At 68.8% G+C, this 19,410-nt stretch carries 20 protein-coding genes; 8 read left to right on the forward strand and 12 right to left on the reverse strand.

What is annotated here, in order from left to right; translation table 11 throughout:
- Nucleotides 1–12: 12 nt before the first annotated feature.
- From FB561_RS22415 to FB561_RS22435, 5 genes are all read right to left on the reverse strand, one after another.
- Nucleotides 13–1,032 (reverse strand): ATP-binding protein, encoded by a 1,020-nt coding sequence (locus tag FB561_RS22415; protein ID WP_202880702.1) that lies wholly within the window; start codon nt 1,030–1,032, stop codon nt 13–15.
- A gap of 131 nt (nt 1,033–1,163) precedes the next feature.
- A complete protein-coding gene (locus FB561_RS22420; protein WP_145809849.1) occupies nt 1,164–1,868 on the reverse strand; it encodes an SIR2 family NAD-dependent protein deacylase in 705 nt (234 codons plus the stop codon).
- Nucleotides 1,861–2,427, reverse strand: a complete 567-nt coding sequence (locus FB561_RS22425) for a GNAT family N-acetyltransferase (protein WP_145809851.1) — start codon at nt 2,425–2,427, stop codon at nt 1,861–1,863. Before FB561_RS22425 ends, FB561_RS22420 begins: the two co-directional genes overlap by 8 nt.
- 50 nt (nt 2,428–2,477) lie before the next feature.
- On the reverse strand, nt 2,478–2,687 hold the full coding sequence (locus tag FB561_RS22430; protein ID WP_170284741.1) for a sulfurtransferase TusA family protein: 210 nt from the start codon (nt 2,685–2,687) through the stop codon (nt 2,478–2,480).
- Complete coding sequence (locus FB561_RS22435) at nt 2,684–3,811, reverse strand: cysteine desulfurase family protein (protein ID WP_145809853.1); 1,128 nt, start codon at nt 3,809–3,811, stop codon at nt 2,684–2,686. Before FB561_RS22435 ends, FB561_RS22430 begins: the two co-directional genes overlap by 4 nt.
- Nucleotides 3,812–3,905: 94 nt before the next feature.
- Between FB561_RS22435 and ctaC the strand changes: the two genes are divergently transcribed.
- From ctaC to FB561_RS22455, 4 genes are all read left to right on the forward strand, one after another.
- On the forward strand, nt 3,906–4,805 hold the full coding sequence (ctaC, locus tag FB561_RS22440) for an aa3-type cytochrome oxidase subunit II (RefSeq protein ID WP_145809855.1): 900 nt from the start codon (nt 3,906–3,908) through the stop codon (nt 4,803–4,805).
- On the forward strand, nt 4,802–6,586 hold the full coding sequence (gene ctaD, locus FB561_RS22445) for an aa3-type cytochrome oxidase subunit I (RefSeq protein ID WP_145809858.1): 1,785 nt from the start codon (nt 4,802–4,804) through the stop codon (nt 6,584–6,586). The genes ctaC and ctaD overlap by 4 nt, the downstream gene beginning before the upstream one ends.
- Nucleotides 6,583–6,978 (forward strand): cytochrome c oxidase subunit 4, encoded by a 396-nt coding sequence (locus FB561_RS22450; protein ID WP_145809861.1) that lies wholly within the window; start codon nt 6,583–6,585, stop codon nt 6,976–6,978. Before ctaD ends, FB561_RS22450 begins: the two co-directional genes overlap by 4 nt.
- 225 nt (nt 6,979–7,203) lie before the next feature.
- Nucleotides 7,204–8,433 carry a L,D-transpeptidase gene (locus FB561_RS22455; RefSeq protein WP_238334979.1) on the forward strand — a complete coding sequence of 410 codons (1,230 nt, stop codon included), beginning with the start codon at nt 7,204–7,206 and terminating at the stop codon, nt 8,431–8,433.
- A gap of 148 nt (nt 8,434–8,581) precedes the next feature.
- Here FB561_RS22455 and FB561_RS22460 read toward each other — a convergent pair whose 3' ends face one another.
- Nucleotides 8,582–9,019: a GNAT family N-acetyltransferase gene (locus tag FB561_RS22460; RefSeq protein WP_145809863.1), complete on the reverse strand. Its 438-nt coding sequence runs from the start codon at nt 9,017–9,019 to the stop codon at nt 8,582–8,584.
- 14 nt (nt 9,020–9,033) lie between these two features.
- On the reverse strand, nt 9,034–9,894 hold the full coding sequence (locus FB561_RS22465; RefSeq protein ID WP_202880703.1) for an alpha/beta fold hydrolase: 861 nt from the start codon (nt 9,892–9,894) through the stop codon (nt 9,034–9,036).
- A gap of 40 nt (nt 9,895–9,934) precedes the next feature.
- Between FB561_RS22465 and FB561_RS22470 the strand changes: the two genes are divergently transcribed.
- Nucleotides 9,935–10,411 carry a MarR family winged helix-turn-helix transcriptional regulator gene (locus FB561_RS22470; RefSeq protein WP_145809865.1) on the forward strand — a complete coding sequence of 159 codons (477 nt, stop codon included), beginning with the start codon at nt 9,935–9,937 and terminating at the stop codon, nt 10,409–10,411.
- Nucleotides 10,412–10,476: 65 nt separating this feature from the next.
- Here the strand turns inward: FB561_RS22470 and qcrB are convergent, their stop codons facing one another.
- From qcrB to ctaE, 4 genes are read right to left on the reverse strand one after another with little or no spacing between them, the layout of a single operon-like run.
- Nucleotides 10,477–12,168, reverse strand: coding sequence for a cytochrome bc1 complex cytochrome b subunit (gene qcrB, locus FB561_RS22475; RefSeq protein ID WP_145809867.1), 1,692 nt, complete (start codon nt 12,166–12,168; stop codon nt 10,477–10,479).
- A complete protein-coding gene (gene qcrA / locus FB561_RS22480) occupies nt 12,165–13,208 on the reverse strand; it encodes a cytochrome bc1 complex Rieske iron-sulfur subunit (protein ID WP_202880899.1) in 1,044 nt (347 codons plus the stop codon). The genes qcrB and qcrA overlap by 4 nt, the downstream gene beginning before the upstream one ends.
- 16 nt (nt 13,209–13,224) lie before the next feature.
- Nucleotides 13,225–14,094 carry a cytochrome bc1 complex diheme cytochrome c subunit gene (gene qcrC, locus FB561_RS22485; RefSeq protein ID WP_145809871.1) on the reverse strand — a complete coding sequence of 290 codons (870 nt, stop codon included), beginning with the start codon at nt 14,092–14,094 and terminating at the stop codon, nt 13,225–13,227.
- Entirely contained in the window at nt 14,091–14,804 is a 714-nt protein-coding gene (gene ctaE, locus FB561_RS22490) for an aa3-type cytochrome oxidase subunit III (protein WP_202880704.1), read from the reverse strand. The genes qcrC and ctaE overlap by 4 nt, the downstream gene beginning before the upstream one ends.
- Nucleotides 14,805–14,869: 65 nt before the next feature.
- Between ctaE and FB561_RS22495 the strand changes: the two genes are divergently transcribed.
- From FB561_RS22495 to trpD, 3 genes are read left to right on the forward strand one after another with little or no spacing between them, the layout of a single operon-like run.
- Nucleotides 14,870–15,787 (forward strand): cytochrome c oxidase assembly protein, encoded by a 918-nt coding sequence (locus FB561_RS22495; RefSeq protein WP_145809876.1) that lies wholly within the window; start codon nt 14,870–14,872, stop codon nt 15,785–15,787.
- Nucleotides 15,788–15,834: 47 nt separating this feature from the next.
- Nucleotides 15,835–16,254 carry an Rv3143 family two-component system response regulator gene (locus FB561_RS22500; RefSeq protein WP_145809878.1) on the forward strand — a complete coding sequence of 140 codons (420 nt, stop codon included), beginning with the start codon at nt 15,835–15,837 and terminating at the stop codon, nt 16,252–16,254.
- Nucleotides 16,255–16,264: 10 nt separating this feature from the next.
- Nucleotides 16,265–17,323, forward strand: coding sequence for an anthranilate phosphoribosyltransferase (gene trpD / locus FB561_RS22505; protein WP_145809879.1), 1,059 nt, complete (start codon nt 16,265–16,267; stop codon nt 17,321–17,323).
- Between the two features lie 92 nt (nt 17,324–17,415).
- On the opposite strand, the gene FB561_RS38725 is transcribed toward trpD, so the two are convergent.
- A complete protein-coding gene (locus tag FB561_RS38725) occupies nt 17,416–19,326 on the reverse strand; it encodes a mediator complex subunit 15 domain-containing protein (protein ID WP_238335216.1) in 1,911 nt (636 codons plus the stop codon).
- Nucleotides 19,327–19,410: the final 84 nt, after the last annotated feature.

A 19,410-nucleotide genomic window follows, 5' to 3' on the forward strand; every position in this document is an offset into this window, starting at 1 on the left:
CGAAGATCGCGGTCAGGTCACTGTGTTCCACAGAGCCGCGGTCGGCAGAGCTGCCAGCTTCGGCCCGAATCGCGTCGCCTCGGGTGCGCTGTGCAGAAGCACCCCGAAATGAAAGCGATCACCCAGCCGGTCCGCCAGGAACCGCAGCCCGCGCAGATCGTCGAGTCCGGGGCTGCTGGTCGCCTTGATCTCAAGACCCACGATGCGGCCGTCGGGATGTTCGAGAACCAGGTCGACCTCTGCGCCGCTGCGATCCCGGAAGTGCCAGACAGTCGGCCGCGCGGCGGACCAGGTCACCTGCTTGCGGATCTCATTGGCGACAAAGGTTTCGAGCAACTGGCCGAACGGTCCACCTGGCCGGTCGATGGTTGCCGAGTGCGCGCCGATCAGGTGGGCGGCCAGGCCGGTGTCGGTGACGACGAGCTTCGGCCGTCGGACCACCTTGCTACTCAGGTTGGTCGACCACGCGGGGATCCGATCGATGAGAAAGGCTTCGGTCAGCAAGCTCAAGTACCCGTCGACCGTCCGGGCCGGGAACCCGAGGTCGCCGGCGATCGCGCTGACGTTGAGCTCGTTGCCGGTTCGGGCAGCGCACAACCTGAGGAGCTTGGGCATCTCGGCCAGACGTTCGATCGCAGACAGCCCGCCGATCACCGATCGGGTGATCGTCGTCAGGTAGCTCTCGAACCAGGCCGGCCGACGGGAGGGCTGCCTCCGGACGACCTCGGGGTACCCGCCGGTGACGACGTGCTTGACGAGTTCGGTTCTGGTGACCTGCGTCGTGCGAATGAGATCGGCGGGAGAGTCGAAGATGAGATCGACGAAGTCTTCCTTGGTACCGAGCAGCTCACCCTGGGAGAAGGGCCAAAGTTCGATCGTCTCCACCCTGCCCACCAGCGAGGCGGCCATGTCCGGGGCGGAGAGCAGCCGCGAGGAGCCGGTCAGGAGGAAACGCCCCGGCCGCCGGTCCCGGTCGATCTCGGCTTTGATCGCCCGGAACAGGCTGGGCTCCAGTTGCGCCTCGTCGCACAAGGTCGGCGACAGCCCGCTTCACGATCTCCACGGACGGATCCTACTGCGGATTCGTCCGGGGTCCCGCTGCGGATTCGTCCCGTGCCTAGCTGCGGATTCGTCCCGTTGGTTCGTGCGGGACGGTCCGTCGGTCAGGTGACGAGGGTGGGGAGGGTGGTTTCGATGGGGGAGTGCAGGACGGTGTCGGCTTCCTCGTCGTACGGGGTGGGTTGGGCATTCAGGATGACGAGGCGTTTGCCGGCGGAGAGGGCCACGTCGCAGAGGCCGGCGGCCGGGTAGACCTGGAGGGAGGTGCCGATGGCGTAGAAGGTGTCGCAGGCTTCGACGGCGGCGGTCGCGGCGTCCAGTACCTGCCGGTCGAGGGACTGGCCGAAGGAGACGGTCGCGGACTTGAGGATGCCGCCGCAGAGGCTGCAGGCCGGGTCCTGCTCGCCGGCTTCGAGGCGGGGTGTCACCTCGGCCATCGGGATCCGGTGGTCGCAGGCGAGGCAGTCGACGAACCAGACGGTGCCGTGCAGTTCGAGGACGTTCTTGGACCCCGCCTTCTGGTGCAGGCCGTCGACGTTCTGGGTGATCAGCGCGGTCAACCGGCCCTGCCGCTCCAGCTCGACCAGGGCGCGGTGGCCCGCGTTCGGCTCGGCGGACCACGCGGGTCCGGCGAGGCGCTGCTTCCACGCGGCGACCCGGATCGCCGGGTCCGCGACGTACTCGTCGATGTCGAACAGCGCCGCCGCTCCCGGGTCCTTCGTCCACAGCCCCTGCGGCCCGCGGAAGTCCGGGATCCCGGACGCCGTCGAGATGCCGGCGCCGGTCAGGACGGCGATGCGCTCACTCACCCGACGAACGTAGCGCAGCCTTCCACTCCGGGGCCAAGACGGACATCACGATCGAGTCCACCCACTCGCCCTCCCAGCGCAGCTCGTCGCGGAGCCGGCCCTCGACCACGAACCCGGCCTTCTCGTACGCCCGCTGGGCGCGCGGGTTGAACGCGTACACGCCGAGGCTGATCCGGTGCAGCCCGAGTTCCTCGATCCCGTACCCGACGATCATCCGGGTCGCCTCGGTGCCGAGACCGCGGTCCCGCCCTCCCGGGCCGATCAGGATCCGGAAGTTGCAGGACAGGTTGTCCGGGTCGTACTCGTTCAGCACCGCCTCGCCGACGGACTCACCGCTCGCCTTGTCGACGATCGCCAGGTCGAGCCGGTCCGGCTGGTCCTTGCGGGTCCGCAACCACTCGCGGGCCTTCTCCTCGCTGATCGCGGCCTGGCTCCAGGTCAGCCGGGCCACCTCCGGATCGGCCATCGCCGCCCGCATCATCGGGAAGTCGGCCTCGTCCAGCGGTCGCAGGATCACCCGCTCGCCGGCCAACGTGGGCTTGTGGCTGAAGTCGGTCACGAGACGTAGCTTGGGCGCAACCACCGAGCTCGCGCCAACCCTTTACGCCGTCACGCGAGCTTGCGGACCACGTACGTCCCGCCGGCCGCGGAGACCAGTGCCTGCGAGCGCATCCGGCACCAGGCGGGGATGTCGGTGGCCGCGGCCGGGTCGTCGGCGAGCACGGTGATGGTGTCGCCGACCGCGAGACCCGGGAACGCCTGGGCCAGCTTGATCACGGGCAGCGGGCAGAGCATCCCGCGGCAGTCGAGCGTCGTCACAGGCCGACCTCCGCGCGGATCCGGCGGACGATGCCGGGGAGTACGGCCGCGAACCGGTCCACCTCGTCGTACGTGGTGGTCCGGCCGAGCGAGACGCGGACGTTGCCGTGGGTCAGGACGCCCATCGCCGCGAGGACGTGGGACGGGCGCAGCGTGCTCGCCGTACAGGCGGATCCGCTCGACACCGCGAACCCCTCGGCGTCCAACGCGGTCACGAGTGCCTCACCGTCGACGTACAAGCAGGAGAAGGTCAGGACATGCGGGAGCCGGTCGTCCGGGTCGCCGACGACCTCGACGTCCTCGAGCTCCGCGGCCAGGCGGTGCCGGAGTTCGTCGATCCAGGCGCGGTGCTGCTCGCCGAGGTCGGCCGCCTCGACCCGGCGAGCCTGCAGCGCGGCCGCGGCGGCGAGGGCGGCCGGTATGTTCGGGTGACCGGGGGAGAGACCGTCCTCGCGTTCGTCCATCGGCCAGGAGGGCGTGATCCGCGTCCCCCTGCGGACCGCGAGCAGCCCGACCCCGGCCGGACCACCCCACTTGTGGGCGCTCCCGATCAACGCGGACCAGCCCGCCGGTACGTCCTCGTGCCCGATCGACGCGGCGGCGTCCACGAGCAGCGGTACCCCGGCCTGCCGGCACAGGTCCGCGGCCTGCTCGATCGGTTGCCGCGTCCCCACCTCGTGATTGGCCGACTGCAGCGCCGCCAACGCGACACCGGGCGCACTCACCGCGTCACCGAACGCGGCGAGGTCGGCCCTGCCGGTGAGACCCACGCCCACCTCGGACGGCGTACCGGCCGCGGCGGCGGCGTGGAGTACGGCGGAGTGCTCGACGGCGGAGTGGACGACCGTGGCCCCGATCCGGCGGCGGGCGGCCGCGATCGCGGTCACGCCGGCCTGGATCGCGGCCGTCCCGGAGGTGGTCAGATACAGCTCGTCCGGACGCACTCCGACCGCGTCGGCGAGGACCGCGCGGGCGTTGTCCAGCAGGAGTCTCGCGGTCCGCCCCTCGTGGTGCAGACGGGCCGGATCGGCCCAGCCGCAATCCAGGGCCGACAGCAACACCTCGCGCGCCGCCGGGTGCAACGGTTCGGACGTCGCCGCATCCAGGTACGCACGCTCGTTCATAAGAGAAACGCTAAGGGCTACCTGTGCGCAGAACGCGAAGTGGTGTCCAGTAGTGTTCTGTCGTCAGTCTCACCTGGGAAGGGAAAGGCGCCCCGTGGGTTCGAACGGCACGCCCGGAGTGGTCGCGCGCGCGACGGGTCGGAAGATCCGCGCCGCCGCACGTCCGGCGAAGCGACGCCTGCTGGTCCCCGCAGCAGTGGTGGTCGGCACGCTTGTGCTGGCCGGCTGCTCGGCCGAGACCAATGCGCAGTGGAAACGACTTGGTCTGCCGGAGGGTGCAACGGATCGGACGGAAGCCGTCCGGAGTCTGTGGATCGGCGCCTGGATCGCCGCCCTGATCATCGGCGTGCTGGTCTGGGCGCTGATCCTGTACGCCGCGGTCCGGTACCGCAAGCGGAACGACGACGCCCCGCGGCAGACGCGCTACAACCTCCCGCTGGAGGTCCTGTACACGCTGGCCCCGTTCGCGATCATCGGCGTGCTCTTCTTCTACACCGTCGAGCACGGCAACAAGATCACCGCGATGTCGGACAACCCGCAGCACACCATCAACGTGGTGGGCCAGCAGTGGCAGTGGACCTTCAACTACAAGGAGACGGTCGACGGCCAGGACGGGGTCTGGGAGACCGGCACCCTGGACAAGCCGGCCGAGCTGTGGCTCCCGGTGAACGAGTCGGTGCACTTCGAGCTGACCTCGCCGGACGTGATCCACTCCTTCTGGGTTCCGTCGTTCTACTTCAAGCTCGACGTCATCCCGGGGCGCACCAACAAGCTGGAGCTGACCCCGACCAAGACCGGCACCTTCGCGGGTAAGTGCGCGGAGCTGTGCGGGCTTTACCACAGCCGGATGGTGTTCACCGTCAAGGTGGTCACGGCCGACGAGTACCAGGCGCACCTGCGGGAGCTGGCCGCGAAGGGCCAGACCGGCGCCGCGACCGGTGGTCAGGACGCGACCACCATTCCCGGCCACGGGGAGCAGGAGGGCGAGAAGTGACCGACTACGCCGAGCGCACGGGCGCCATCGGGGCGACCGCGCGACCGCTGCGGCGCAGCAAGGGCCAGATCGCGGTCAAGTGGCTCACCACCACCGACCACAAGCTGATCGGTCACCTGTACCTGCTGACCTCGTTCGCGTTCTTCCTGATCGGCGGTGTGATGGCGCTGGTCATCCGCGCCGAGCTGGCCCGGCCGGGCCTGCAGATCGTGAACGAAGAGGTCTACAACCAGCTCTTCACGATGCACGGCACGATCATGCTGCTGCTGTTCGCGACGCCGCTGTTCGTCGGCTTCGCGAACGTGATCATGCCGGTCCAGATCGGCGCCCCCGACGTCGCGTTCCCGCGGCTCAACATGTTCAGCTTCTGGCTGTTCCTGTTCGGCGGCCTGATCACGATCAGCGGGTTCTTCACCCCGGGCGGCGCGGCCGACTTCGGCTGGTTCGCCTACGCCCCGCTGTCGAACGCGGTCCGCTCGCCGGGCATCGGCGGTGACCTGTGGATCATGGGTCTGTGGATGGCCGGTCTCGGCACCATCCTGGGCGCGGTCAACTTCGTCACCACGATCATCACGATGCGGGCGCCGGGCATGACCATGTTCCGGATGCCGATCTTCACCTGGAACATCCTGGTCACGTCGATCCTGGTCCTGATCGCCTTCCCGATCCTGGCCGGCGCGCTGCTGATGCTGGAGGCCGACCGACTACTCGGCGCTCACGTCTTCGATGCCGCGAACGGCGGGCCACTGTTGTGGCAGCACCTGTTCTGGTTCTTCGGGCATCCCGAGGTCTACATCATCGCGCTGCCGTTCTTCGGCATCATCACCGAGATCCTGCCGGTGTTCAGCCGCAAACCAGTCTTCGGCTACATCGGTCTGGTCGCGGCGACGCTGTGGATCGCGGTCCTGTCGGTCGCGGTGTGGGCGCACCACATGTTCGTCACCGGCGCGGTGAACCTACCGTTCTTCTCGTTCATGACATTCCTGATCGCGGTCCCGACCGGGGTGAAGTTCTTCAACTGGATCGGCACGATGTGGGGCGGGTCGATCTCCTTCGACACCCCGATGCTGTGGTCGATCGGCTTCCTGACGACCTTCCTCTTCGGCGGGCTGACCGGCGTCATCCTGGCCTCGCCGGCGCTGGACTACCAGCTGTCCGACTCGTACTTCGTGGTCGCGCACTTCCACTACGTCGTCTTCGGCACCGTGGTCTTCGCGATGTTCGCCGGGTTCTACTTCTGGTGGCCGAAGATGACCGGCCGGATGCTCGACGAGAAGCTCGGCAAGCTGCATTTCTGGCTGCTGTTCATCGGCTTCCACACGACGTTCCTGGTGCAGCACTGGCTGGGCGTCGAGGGCATGCCGCGGCGGTACGCGTCGTACGGCGCCAACGAGGGCTTCACCACGCTGAACGAGGTGTCCAGCATCGGTGCCTTCGTGCTCGGCCTGTCGATGCTGCCGTTCTTCTACAACGTCTACAAGTCCCGTAAGGCGCCGCTCGTCGGGGTCGACGACCCGTGGGGCTGGGGCCGCTCGCTGGAGTGGGCGACCAGCTCCCCGCCGCCGCGGCACAACTTCACCCGGCTGCCGCGGATCCGGTCCGAGAGCCCGGCGTTCGACCTGCATCACCCGGACATCGCCCTCGCGGAGTACGCCGACAGCGGTGCGCCGCGGGACAACCTGCTCGACGCGGGTGAGGACCAGGGCCGGGTGGAGAACCTCGAGCGCAACCTGAACGCAGGCACCGGCTCGACCGGCGCGGATGGAGAGGGTAAGGCATGAAGGTCGAGGCCTGGGTCTTCGGCATCCTGACGCTGTTCCTGGTGGTCGTCACCCCGATCTACTGGTTCATGTCCGAGGACCCGACCGGTACCACCGCCCTGGTGATGACGTTCTTCCTGTCGTTGCTGGTGGCGTTCTACCTGAGCATCACCGCCCGCCGGATGGACCCCCGTCCGGAGGACCGCAAGGAAGCCGAGATCGTGGAAGGTGCCGGCGAGCTCGGCTTCTTCCCGCCGTACTCCTGGTGGCCGCTGTGGTGCGCGCTGACGCTGTCGGTCATCGTGCTCGGCATCGTCTTCGGGTGGTGGCTGTTCATCATCGGCAGCGCGATCGGCATCGTCACGCTGTCCGGCTGGGTCTTCGAGTACTACCGCGGAGACCACGCGCACTGACAAACCGCACACCACCGGCCAACCAACGGCCGGTGGTGTGCGTCTTATGAACGGACCCGGGAGACCGTCCCGGGACCGTGCGGTACCACTACGCACCGTCATCTGCAAGGGCTGACGCGCTTGCCGATGGCGGTGTTTCCGTGGGTCGGGGTACAGGGCGGGTTAGTCTGTCCCGGCGACTGAATGCATACAGGGGAGCACAGGGGAATGTTGTTCGGTGGTTCGGTGAAGAAGCACGGGCTGGCCGTGGTGGGGATCTGCGTGATGCTGGCCGCCGGTACGGCGTGCAGCGACACGGGCGCGGCGGACTCGTCGCCGTCCGGCACACCGCAGACGAGTTCCACCCCGGGCGCGTCCACCACACCAGGGGATTCCTCCACCCCGAAGGAGGAGCAGGCGGCGGCCACGGTCTCGATCGTGCCGGCCAAGGGTGCGTCGTCGGTCCGGCCGGACAAGCCGGTCACCGTCGCGACCACCGGCGGTACCCTGCAGAACGTTACGCTGCGTGACAGCAAGGGCGACAAGGTCGAGGGCACTTTCAACGACGAGAAGTCGCAGTGGACCTCCGCGGCCCAGCTCAAGCCGGGCGCGAAGTACACCCTGACCGGCACCGCGAAGGGCGGCGACGGCAAGGACGTCCCGATCAACTCCACCTTCCGCACCCTGACCGCGGGCAGCGGACTGAAGGCGTCGGTCGCCCCGCTCAACGGCGAGACCGTCGGCGTCGCGATGCCGATCCAGATCTTCTGGAACTACGCGGTCAAGGACCGCGCCGCCGTCGAGAAGCGGCTCAAGGTGACGACGTCGGTCCCGGTCGAGGGCACCTGGCACTGGCTGAACAGCAAGCAGGTCAACTACCGCCCGAAGAACTACTGGCCGGCCGGTACCAAGGTCACCGTGAACATCGACACCCAGGGCGTCAACGCCGGCGGCAACGTCTGGGGCGCCGCCAGCCGGGAGATCGGCTTCACCATCGGCAAGTCCGTGGTCACCAAGGTCGACGTGAAGAAGCACCAGATGTACGTCGCGATCAACGGCAAGCACGTCCGGACGATCCCGATCACCGCGGGCAAGGACGGCTTCACCACCCGCAGCGGCGTCAAGGTCATCATGGAGAAGTACCGGACCAAGCGGATGGACGCCCGCACCGTCGGCATCCAGCCCGGCGACCCCGAATACTACGACATCCACGACGTCCAGTACGCCCAGCGTGTGACGAGCTCCGGTGAGTTCATGCACGGCGCTCCGTGGTCCAGCGGCAGCCAGGGCAGCGAGAACGTCAGCCACGGCTGCGTCGGCATGAGCCTCAAGGACGGCGCCTGGTACTTCTCCCAGACGCTGCGCGGCGACCCCGTCATCGTCACCGGCACCAGCCGCAAGATGGAAACCGGCAACGGCTGGACCGACTGGAACCAGTCCTGGGGCCAGTACAAGCAGGGCTCGGCCCTCGCCTGACCCAGCACCCTGACCCAGCACCGGGCCTGATCCGGCCCCACGCCGGCTCTCGCGAACACCCACCGGGGACCTTGAACAAGCTATTTCTTGTCCGAGGTCCCCGGTCCCTGTTCAAGGTGCAGGTGGTCAGCCGAGCAGATCGCGTCGGTCAGCCGAGGTTCTTCTTGTAGAAGACGGCGGAGTCTTCGTAGTCGAGGGCCAGGTAGAACGGGCCGGCGCGGCGGCTGGCCAGAGCCAGGTAGGCGGCGCCGGTGGATCGGGCCCAGTGCTCGGCGGCATCCATCAGGCTGCGGCCGACTCCGGATTTGCGCTGGGTTTCGTCGACCATCAGCTCCTCGACCCAGGCAACCGGGCCGTTGGCAAGGAACGTCAGGTGGCTGTTGGCCAGGAGATAGCCGACGATCCCGCGCTCGGGCAGCTCCGCCACCAGCAGGAGCGACTCCGGTGACTCGAGCAGCCGGGACCACGTGGTGTTGAAGGCCTCGCGTTCCGGGTGGAAGGACGTGGCGAAGTCGCGGGCGAGTGGCCACACCTGGTCGCGATCGCCGGTACGGGCAGGACGGACGAGTACTTGGTCCCCAGACACTCGCTCATCTTCGCTCAGCCGAGGTGCTTCAGGAGTACGGGTAGCAGCTCGTCGGTGTGGGCGGCAGGCAACGAATGGTGGGTCGCGTCGTCGATCCACACCACGTCCGCGCCGTACTCCGCGGCCGCATCCGCCAGCTTTCGTGGATCGTGGGCTCTGGTGCGGCCGGCAACCACCACCTGGAGGTCCGCCTGGAGCCCGCGCAGCGCGTCGGCTGTAGGGCGCCGGGGTCGTACCGGGCGGGCCGTGTCCTCCAGCGTCCCCAGGGCCGCCAGGCGGATCCAGGCGGGTTCGACCTGGACCCCACCCACCTCCCACCGCAAGAACGCCTCAAAGCGCCGCACAGACGGCCTCAGCAGCATCGGCAATGCGCGAGCCACGTACCCCGCGCGCAGACCGAGGAAGCAGTCGGTCGGGTCGATCAGCGCGATCCGGTCCACTCGTTCCGGCGAGGCGAGCGCGTACGTCAGCCCGATCCACGCCCCGTACGAGTGACCGCACACGGTCACCCGATCGAGCCCGAGCCCGTCCAGCACCCCGGTGAGCCAGCTCATCAGCTCGACGACCGAACGCGGGGGAGCACCACCACGCCCCGAGCCTGAGGCTGTACCCGAGCCTGAGTCGATCACGCTCCGGCCCGCGTCGCCGAGGAGGTCCACGGCATACACGCGATGGGTCGCCGCCAACCGCGGCGCCACCGTGAACCAGACCGCCGACGTCGCCCCATGTCCGGCGAGAAGGACGACCGGCGGGCCGTCCAAAGGCCCGCACGCGTTCACGTGGGTCGTGCCGAACTCGCCTCGTACCTCGAGCTGCTCGACCGGTACTCCCCAGCGCCCGAGCAGGTCGTCGTACGCAACGTCGAAGGCGCTCACGATCGCACGATAGCTCACTCAGTGAGGTAAATTCGAGGCCGTGAGTGGACGGGAAGGTGTCACCCCGGCGGATCCCGAGCGGGCGGCCGTGTTGGAGGTCGTGCACCGGCTGCGGGAGGTCGCGCTGCGGCTCGAGCTGGCTGCTTCGGCGTTCGCCAAGGAGACCGGGCTGCACGCGACGGACGTGCGGGCGCTCATCCGATTGCTCGATGCCGAGCGCGGGGGAGTGGAGGCGACGCCGAGTTGGCTAGCCAAACAGCTTGGAATGACGTCTCAGGCGACGACAGCCGTCCTGCATCGCCTGGTAGCGGCCGGCCACGTCGAACGCGTCAGAAGCCCGTCTGACGGCCGCAGCACCCACCTCCGCGTCAGCGCGGAAGCCGTCGACCTCGGCTGGACCTTCTTCGGCACCCTGCTCGACCGCCTCGTCGACGCTACCCAAGCACTCACCCCCGACGAACGCGCTGCCGTCACCAAGTACCTCGACGCGGTCACCACGGCCGTCCAGGCGGACTGACACGAGGGCAAAGCGAAAGGCCCCGCCTGGGCGGGGCCTTTCGGTCGTGCTGGGTGGTGCGCTGGTCAGTGCTTGGTGACCTGCTCGCGGGTCGTCGCCTCGCCGGCCTCGACCTCGGCCTCGTCGGAGTGACCGAGCTCGTCGTGGTCGCCGTGACCGTGACCGTGCGAGTGCGCCGCCTCGATCTCCTCGCGGGTCGGCTTCTGGACCGCGTCCGCGAAGTAGAACCGCGACAGTGCGGCCCGGACCTTCTTGATCCCGCGGTGCGGGGCCGCGACGCCGTTCTCGTCGGTCTCGGGACCGACCTCGAGCGGCAGGATGCGCTCCCGGGCGGTCAGCTCGTACGCCTCGTACTTGGAGATCGGGGTGTGCTTCTCCGTGTACTCGCCGTCGGGGGACCGCATGATCACGCCGGACTCCAGGCCGTGCAGCAGCCGCTCGTTGTCGGCGCGCTGCAGCGAGATCGCGATCCGCCGGGCGGCCCAGAACGCGAGCACCGGGCCGAGGAACACCGCGACGCGCAGGAACCAGGTGACCGAGTTCAGCGAGATGCCGAAGTGGGTCGCGATCAGGTCGTTACCGCCACCGATCCAGAGCAGGCCGTAGAAGGTGATGAACGCGGCGCCGATACCGGTCCGGGTCGGCATGTTGCGCGGCCGGTCCAGCAGGTGGTGCTCGCGCTTGTCACCGGTGATCCACTGCTCGATGAACGGGTAGAGGGCCACCAGGGTGACGAACGCGGGGGGTATCAGCAGGGCCGGGATGATCAGGTTCCAGGACAGAGTTATGCCCCAGAACTCGGACTCGAAGCCCGGCATGATGCGGACCGACCCTTCCAGCCAGCCCATGTACCAGTCCGGTTGCGAGCCCGCGGTCACCTCCGCCGGGTTGTACGGGCCGTACAACCAGATCGGGTTGATCTGGAGCAGCGCGCCCATCAGCGCGGTGATGCCGAAGACGACGAAGAAGAAGCCGCCGGCCTTGGCCATGTACACCGGCATCAGCGGGTAGCCGACGACGTTCTTCTCGGTCCGGCCGGGACCCGGGTACTGGGTGTGCTTGTGGTACACGACCAGGAACAGGTGGGCCGTGACCAGGGCCAGGATCAACCCGGGGATCAGCAGCACGTGGATCGTGAAGAATCTGGGCACGAAGTCGTCGCCGGGGAACTCGCCGCCGAAGATGAAGAAGCTCATCCAGGTACCGACCACGGGGGACGCCTGGATCATGCCCTGGGTGATGCGCAGACCAGTACCGGAGAGCAGGTCGTCGGGGAGGCCGTAGCCGATGAAGCCCTCGATGATGCCGAGGAACAGCATCCCGAAGCCGATCACCCAGTTCAGCTCACGCGGCTTGCGGAACGCGCCGGTGAAGAAGATGCGGAGCAGGTGGACCATCATCGAGGCGACGAACAGCACGGCCGCCCAGTGGTGGATCTGCCGCATCAGCAGACCGCCGCGGATGTCGAACGAGATGTCCAGCGCCGAGGCGTACGCCTCCGACATGTGCAGGCCCTTGAGCAGGCTGTACGAGCCCTGGTACTCGACCTCGGCCATCGAGGGCTTGAACCACAGGGTCAGGAAGACGCCGCTGAGCAGCAGGATGATGAAGCTGTACAGCGCGATCTCGCCGAGCATGAAGGACCAGTGATCGGGGAAGACCTTGCGCAGGTTCTTCTTGCCGATCTTGCCGATCCCGAGCCGGTCGTCGGCCCATGCGACGGGAGCGGGGAAGTCTTTGTCTGCCACTGCTGTCACCCTCGTTCGAAGAAGCTCGGGCCGACCGGCTCGGTGAAGCCGCTCTGCGCGACTATGTAGCCCTCTGCATCCACCGCCAAGGGTAGCTGAGGCAGCGGACGGGCCGCCGGGCCGAAGACGACCTTGGCACCGTCGGCCAGGTCGAACGTCGACTGGTGGCACGGGCAGAGCACGTGGTGCGTGGTCTGCTCGTACAGGGAGATCGGGCAACCGACGTGGGTGCAGATCTTGGAGTAGCAGAGGATCCCGTCGATGCCCCAGTTCTCCCGGCCGGGAGCCGTGCGGATCTCGTTGGGCGCGATCCGCACCACGATCACAGCGGCCTTGGCCTTGGCGTTCTGGTACTCGACCGGGCTCTCCTCCTGGATCGGGGCCAGGTTCGCCGGCGCCGCGTTGACCAGCTGGCCGACGATCAGGTCGGACGGCTTGATCGGGCGCAGAGTGACGTCGTTCACGACCCGGATGCCCTTGGCCCAGATGGTGTCGTAGAGCTTGCGGCCCGGGGACGGGCCCAGGTCGCGCAGCAGCACGATGGCCGGCAGCCCGAGCAGCGCCATCGCGCCGAGCAGCGAGCGGCGGATCATCTTGCGCCGGGTGAAGCCGGACTCGGCCACGCCCTGCTGGAACGCGTCGATGATCTCGGCGCGCTGCTCCGGGGAGGAGCTGGCGGGGTGCCGGTCCTCGGAGATCTCGGTGTCGACCATGAGCTTCTTGGCCCACTGGATCGCGCCGGCGCCGATCAGGAACAGGGCCAGCCCGAGGGTGAGGCCCAGCGTCATGTTGTTCGCGTTGCCGGACAGCGGACCGAAGGCGATCTCGGCGTCGCGCGGGATCGCGAAGTACGCCACACACGCGCCCACGGACAGCAGGCCCGCGAGCGTGAACATCGTGGCGACCTGGCGCTCGACCCGGTCGGCCGCCTTCGGGTCGATGTCGGTGATCCGCGGCTCGTGCGGCTCGATACCCGGGTCCGGGATCGGCTCCGCCACCTCGACGGCGGAGCCGTGACCGTGCTCGTCCTCCCCGCTGACCGCGGGCAGGTTCGGCTTGTCGTCGTTACTCACTGGCCTTCGCTCCCTTGGCCTTGACGCCCTTGGCGCCGATCCACACGGCCATGCAGACCAGCAGGCCGATACCGACCAGCCAGCCCCACAGCCCTTCGGATACCGGGCCGAGCCGGCCGAGGCCGAAGCCGCCCGGGTCCTTCTGCTCCTGCAGTGCGTTCAGGTACGCGATGATGTCGCGCTTGTCCTCCGGCTGCAGCACCTGGTCGGAGAAGACCGGCATCTGCTGCGGACCGGTGAGCATCGCCTCGTAGATGTGCTTGGGGTCGACCCCCATCAGCGACGGCGCGTACCGACCGTTGGGCAGGGCGCCGCCCTTGCCGGCGAAGTTGTGGCAGGCCGTGCAGTTCGTCCGGAACAGCTCGCCACCGCGGGTGACCTGCTCGTCGGTGGCCTTGCTGATGTCGTACGACTCCTCCGCGGGGACCGCCGGGCCCGGCGACAGCGACGCGACGTACGCGGCCAGGGCCTCGATCTCCTCCGGCGTGTAGGCCGGGGTCTTCCGCGGGATCTGGGCGCCCGGCTGCATCGCGGGCATCCGGCCGGTCCCGACCTGGAAGTCGACGGCGGCCGCGCCGACACCGATCAGGGACGGCCCGGCCAGGTCGCCCTCGCCGTTGTTGCCGCCCTCGGCGTTCAGGCCGTGGCAGCTGGCGCAGCCGACCGCGAAGAGCTTCTTGCCCTCCTCGATCTGCTGGGACTGGGCCGAGTTGTCCGCGACCGCGTTGTCAGGGGCGAAGGCGGCGTACGCCGAACCCACTGCCAGGAGGCCGAACAGGAGCACGACGAGGCCGGCGGACCGGTGCCGTCGCCGCGCGGAGAGGAAGCGCGCCGGTGACAAGGAAAGTCTCTTCTCACTCATTTGAGCAGGTAGATGGTCGCGAACAGGGCGATCCAGACCACGTCGACGAAGTGCCAGTAGTACGACACGACGATCGCCGAGACGGCCTGTTCGTGGGTGAACTTACGGGCCATGTACGTCCTCGCGAGGACGTAGATGAAAGCGATGAGACCGCCGGTCACGTGCAGACCGTGGAACCCGGTGGTCAGGTAGAACACCGATCCGTACGGCGAGGACGAGATCGTCATCCCCTCGTGGACCAGGGTGGCGTACTCCGTGACCTGACCGGCGATGAAGACCGCGCCCATCAGGTACGTGAGGATGAACCACTCACGCATGCCCCAGGCACGGATGTTCAGCAGCGAGCCGGTCCGGCCCACCTTGCCGTGCTCGGCGGCGAACACGCCCGCCTGGCAGGTGAACGACGACGCGACCAGGATGAACGTGTTCACCGAGGCGAACGGGATGTTCAGCATCTCCGTCGACGTGTGCCAGAGGGTGTCCGCGCCAGGAGCCGCGGCGGCGGTCGTCACCGACCGGATCGTGAAGTAGGCCGCGAACAGCGCGGCGAAGAACATCAGTTCGCTCGAGAGCCAGACGATCGTGCCGACACTGACCATGCTGGGACGGTCGTGATGTCCGTGCTCACGGGACGCTGGGAGTGCGGTTGCAGTGGCCACGCGGTCATTATGTCTGTCGAGGTATCTGACGGCACGCCCACCCCCATGCATGTCGGCGACTTCACCTTTCCGATACCAGCCGCCGCACGCCGTTCGGTCCTGACTACTGTTGAAGGGTGCTTCCCCTCCACGCCGAGCCAGGCGACCAGATCGAGCCGTTCACCGCGCTGCGGTTGCTGACGGCGTGGACGTTCGAGCCGGTGTTACTGGCAGTGATCATCCTCACCGGTGCGGTGTACCTGTACGGCGTCCACCGGCTCCGCGCCCGCGGTGATTCGTGGTCCCGGGCCAGGACTTTCTCGTTCGTCGGAGTGGGTCTCGGCAGTGCAGTGATCGCGACCCAGTCCGCGCTGGGGACGTACGACACGGTGCTGCTCAGCGTGCACATGGCGCAGCACATGATCCTGTCGATGCTCACGCCGCTGGCGATGGCGCTCGGCGCCCCGGTGACCCTTGCCCTGCGCACGCTTCCACAGAAGCCGCGCGGCTGGTTGCTCTCCGTGTTGCACTCGCGGTTCGCGAAGGTGCTGTGCTTCCCGCTGGTGGGCTTCGCGTTCTTCGTCCTCAGCCCGTGGGCGCTGTACTTCAGCAACTGGTACGACGCGACCCTGCAGTCCACCCTGCTGCACGACCTGCTCCACGTGCACTTCATCGCGGTCGGCGCGCTGTTCTTCTGGCCGCTGGTCGGCCTGGACCCGGTCCCGGGCCGGGTGATCTACCCGTTCCGGCTGCTGCTGATCTTCCTGTCGTTGCCGTTCCACGCCTTCCTGGGCATCACGATCATGAGCGCGACCACGCTGATCGCCGAGGACTGGTACACCAGCTTCGGCCGCGCCTGGCCGCCGTCGCCGCTGCGCGACCAGTACATCGCGGGTGGGCTGCTGTGGGGGACGGGTGACATCGTCGGCATCCTGTTCTTCGGCGTGCTGTTCGTCCAATGGGTGAAGCAGTCGCAGCGGGAGGCCAGGCGTGAGGACCGCCGGCTGGACCGGTTGGAGGAACAGGCGCGCAAGGCGGACCAGGCGCCCCGGTAGCATTCGCGGTGTCCACTCGTCACAGACACACAGCTTGGGATGGATCGATGAGTTCAGAGCGTCCGCTGAAGGTCCTGGTCTACAGCGACGACCGTACGACCCGGGAGTCCGTCCGGCTGGCCCTGGGCAAGCGCCCGGGGGCCGACCTGCCCGAGCTCGAGTACTTCGAGTGCGCGACCGAGCCGGCCGTGATCAAGACCATGGACAAGGGCGGGATCGACCTGGCCATCCTGGACGGCGAGGCGGTACCGGCCGGTGGGATGGGGATCGCGCGGCAGCTGAAGGACGAGATCTTCCAGTGCCCGCCGGTGCTGGTGCTCACGGGCCGGCCGCAGGACGCCTGGCTGGCGACCTGGTCGCGCGCCGAGGCCGCGGTCTCGCACCCGATCGACCCGATCCGGCTGGCCGAGGTGACCGCCGACCTGCTCCGGCAGCGGGTCACCGCGCGCGCCGCGATCAGCTCCTGATCCGCCGGCCATGACTGCCGCCGCCGCCCAGAGCTGGCCGCAGGTCCTCGGCCCGCTGCTCCGGCATCAGGACCTGGACGCCGCCGCGACCGCCTGGGCGATGGAACAGATCCTCTCCGGCGCGGCCTCACCGGCCCAGCTGGCCGGGTTCGTCATCGCCCTGCGGTCCAAGGGCGAGACGGTCACCGAGGTCGAGGGCCTGGTCACGACCATGCGGGACTTCGCCACCCGGATCACGGTGCCCGGCCGGACGCTCGACGTGGTCGGGACCGGAGGTGACCAAGCCCACACTGTGAACATCTCCACCATGTCGGCGATCGTCGCGGCCGGCGCCGGCGCGAAGATCCTCAAGCACGGCAACCGGGCCGCGTCCTCGGCGTGCGGTGCCGCGGACGTCCTGGAGGAGCTCGGGATCCCGCTCGACCTCACGGCGGCTCAGGTGGCCGCGGTGGGGGAGAAGGCCGGGATCACGTTCTGCTTCGCGCCCGCGTTCCACCCGGCGCTCCGGCACGCCGCCGTACCCCGGCGCGAGCTGGGCGTACCGACGACCTTCAACTTCCTCGGCCCGCTGGCGAATCCGGGCAACCCGTCGGCCCAGGCGGTCGGCGTCGGGGACGGCCGGATCGCGGGGCTGATGGCCGGCGTGCTGGCCCGGCGCGGGATCGACGCGCTGGTGTTCCACGGTGACGACGGCCTCGACGAGCTCACCACGATGACGACCTCCCAGGTGTGGTCGATCGCGGGCGGCGAGGTCGACGGCCCGGTGACACTGGACCCCCGCGATCTCGGGATCGAGCCGGTGCCTGCTGGTTCGCTGAAGGGTGCCGACGCGCCGTACAACGCGAAGGTCGTGCGCGCCCTGCTCGACGGCGAGACCGGCCCGGTCCGCGATGTGGTCCTGCTCAACGCGGGTGCGGCCCTGGCGGCGTACGACGCGTCGACCGGGAGCGTGGTCACGCGGATCCGCGCCGGGATGGACAAGGCGGCCGAGGCGATCGACTCCGGCGCGGCCAAGGACGTCCTGGATCGGTGGGTCACGGCCTGCGCCGAGGTGAAGAACCCGGGCTGACGTCTCTTGGGCAAGGAAGCGGCCCCCGAGAGGATCTCCTCGGGGGCCGCTTCGTTCGTTCTTGCTTGGTCGGCTTGGTCGGCTTGGTCGGGTCAGTTGGCGAACTGGATCTGGGAGACCTTGGTGCGCCAGACCGGCAGCCACTGCGGCGTGGAGCCGGCGATGTCGGCGATCGCCACGTCGGCGGTGCCGTCACCGCGGTCGATCACGGCGACCATGACGGTGGAGAACGTCTCCTTCAGCATCGGCTGCTTGACCTCGACCTTGACGGTCAGCTCGTGGCCGCGGTGCCCCTGGACGGTGATCGGCCGGTGCGTCGCCTTGCCGAGCAGCTTCACCTTGTCGTCGTACAGCCGCACGATCGCGTTGCTCGCCGCCTGGATGGTCGCCTCCCGGAGCCCGGCCGGCGTGTTCGTGTACGGGATCTTCTTGTTCAGCCCGCCGAACGCGACGTAGTTGCCCCAACTGGCCTTCTTGCCGTCGTACTTCTCGTGCACGGTCAGCCAGGTCGCGGCGCCACCGTACAGACCGGTGTTCTCGCCGTAGTCGCCCCAGGCCGAACCCATCAGCGGCATCGAGTCGTTGTTCGAGGCAAGAATCTTGCTGCCGACCACCTTGCCGGTCGGCGGCGGCGTCGGCGTCGGCTTCACCGAAGGGCTGATCGTCTCCAACGGCGACCCCTTCGCCGCCGGCAGGTCCACCGGCGTGACGGCGTCGGCCTTGCTCCAGATCCAGTTGACCGACAGCACGGTGGTCAGGACCGCGACCACGACGAGTGCCAGCGCGCCGACCAACCGCGCCCGGTTCCCACCGTCGGGATCGGCCGGACCCTTCGGCCGCCGAGTCTGCCCGTACTCCTGCGCAACCCACTCACCCGCACCAGCCCGCGCAGAACCCTGCTCCCCACCGGGCCCATACCCACCCGGGCCGTACGCACCAGGCCCGTACCCGCCTTGGTCGTTACCACCAGGCCCGTACCCGCCTTGGTCGTTACCGCCAGGACCGTATCCGCGTTGGTCGTGGCCGCCAGGACCGTATCCGCCTTGGGCGGGTCCGCCGGGGCCGTATCCGCCTTGGGCGGGTCCGCCGCTCTGTGCGCTCGTGCCGTACCCACTCTGGTCACGGTCGCCGGGTCCGTGTCCGCCTTGGCCGTACCCGCCTTGCGCAGGTCCGCCCTGACCGCCGGCGTACTGAGGACGACCCGGCGCTTGCCCGTGCTGGGGACCGCTCTGCTGCGCTTGCCCGTACGGCGAACCACCCTGCGGCGGCAGTCCCTGCGGAGCTCCACCCTGCGGCGCCTGGCCGTACTGGTACCCGCCCTGCGAGAACTGCCCATGCTGCGACCCACTCTGCGGCATCTGCCCGTATTGCGGGCTGGTGCCGACACCTGGTTGGCCGGGCTGCGGTTGTTGGGCCGACGGGCGCTGGGCCGGGTTGCCTGGGGACTGCTGGCCGGACCACTGGTTCGATGCCTGCGGACCGGTGCTTTGCTGCGGTCGTCCGCCGCCCGTCGGGTGCTGGCCCGCGCCGAACGGCTGACCGACCGGAGACTGGCCCGGACCATCTTGCGACGGCTGACCGGGGAACTGCGGTTGGTTGCCTTCAGCCCGCTGCGGGTTCTGGCTCGAGTGCTGCGGGTTCAGCCGCTGCTGGTCGCCGCCGCGCTGGTCGCCCGAACGTGGGGGTTGGCCGGCCGAGTGCTGAGGCTGATTGCTGCTCGTTGGCTGCTGATCAGACGCCTGCAGTCCACCGAGGCTCTGTCCGCCGAGGGCCGGTCCGCCGAGGTTCGGCTGGGTGGACGGAGCTGCGGCGTGCTGCCCGGCTGCGCGCGGGGGCTGCTGCGGCTGGTTGGGCGGGACCGGGGGCTGGCCGTACGGGGTCGCCTGGGTGCCGCCGGTCGCCGGGCCGCGGTACTCCTGCTGCTGGGCCCACTGGTCCGGCTGCTGTGCGCGCTGCGGCTCGGGCCGGCGAGGCTGCTGCGCTGGGAAAGGCGGTTGCGCCACACCAGGCTGCTGCGCCGGGGACGGTTGCGCCACACCAGGCTGCTGCGCGTGGGACGGCTGCTGCGGCTGGGCGGGGCGATCGCC

This window comes from Kribbella amoyensis (genome assembly GCF_007828865.1).
Lineage (GTDB): Bacteria > Actinomycetota > Actinomycetes > Propionibacteriales > Kribbellaceae > Kribbella > Kribbella amoyensis.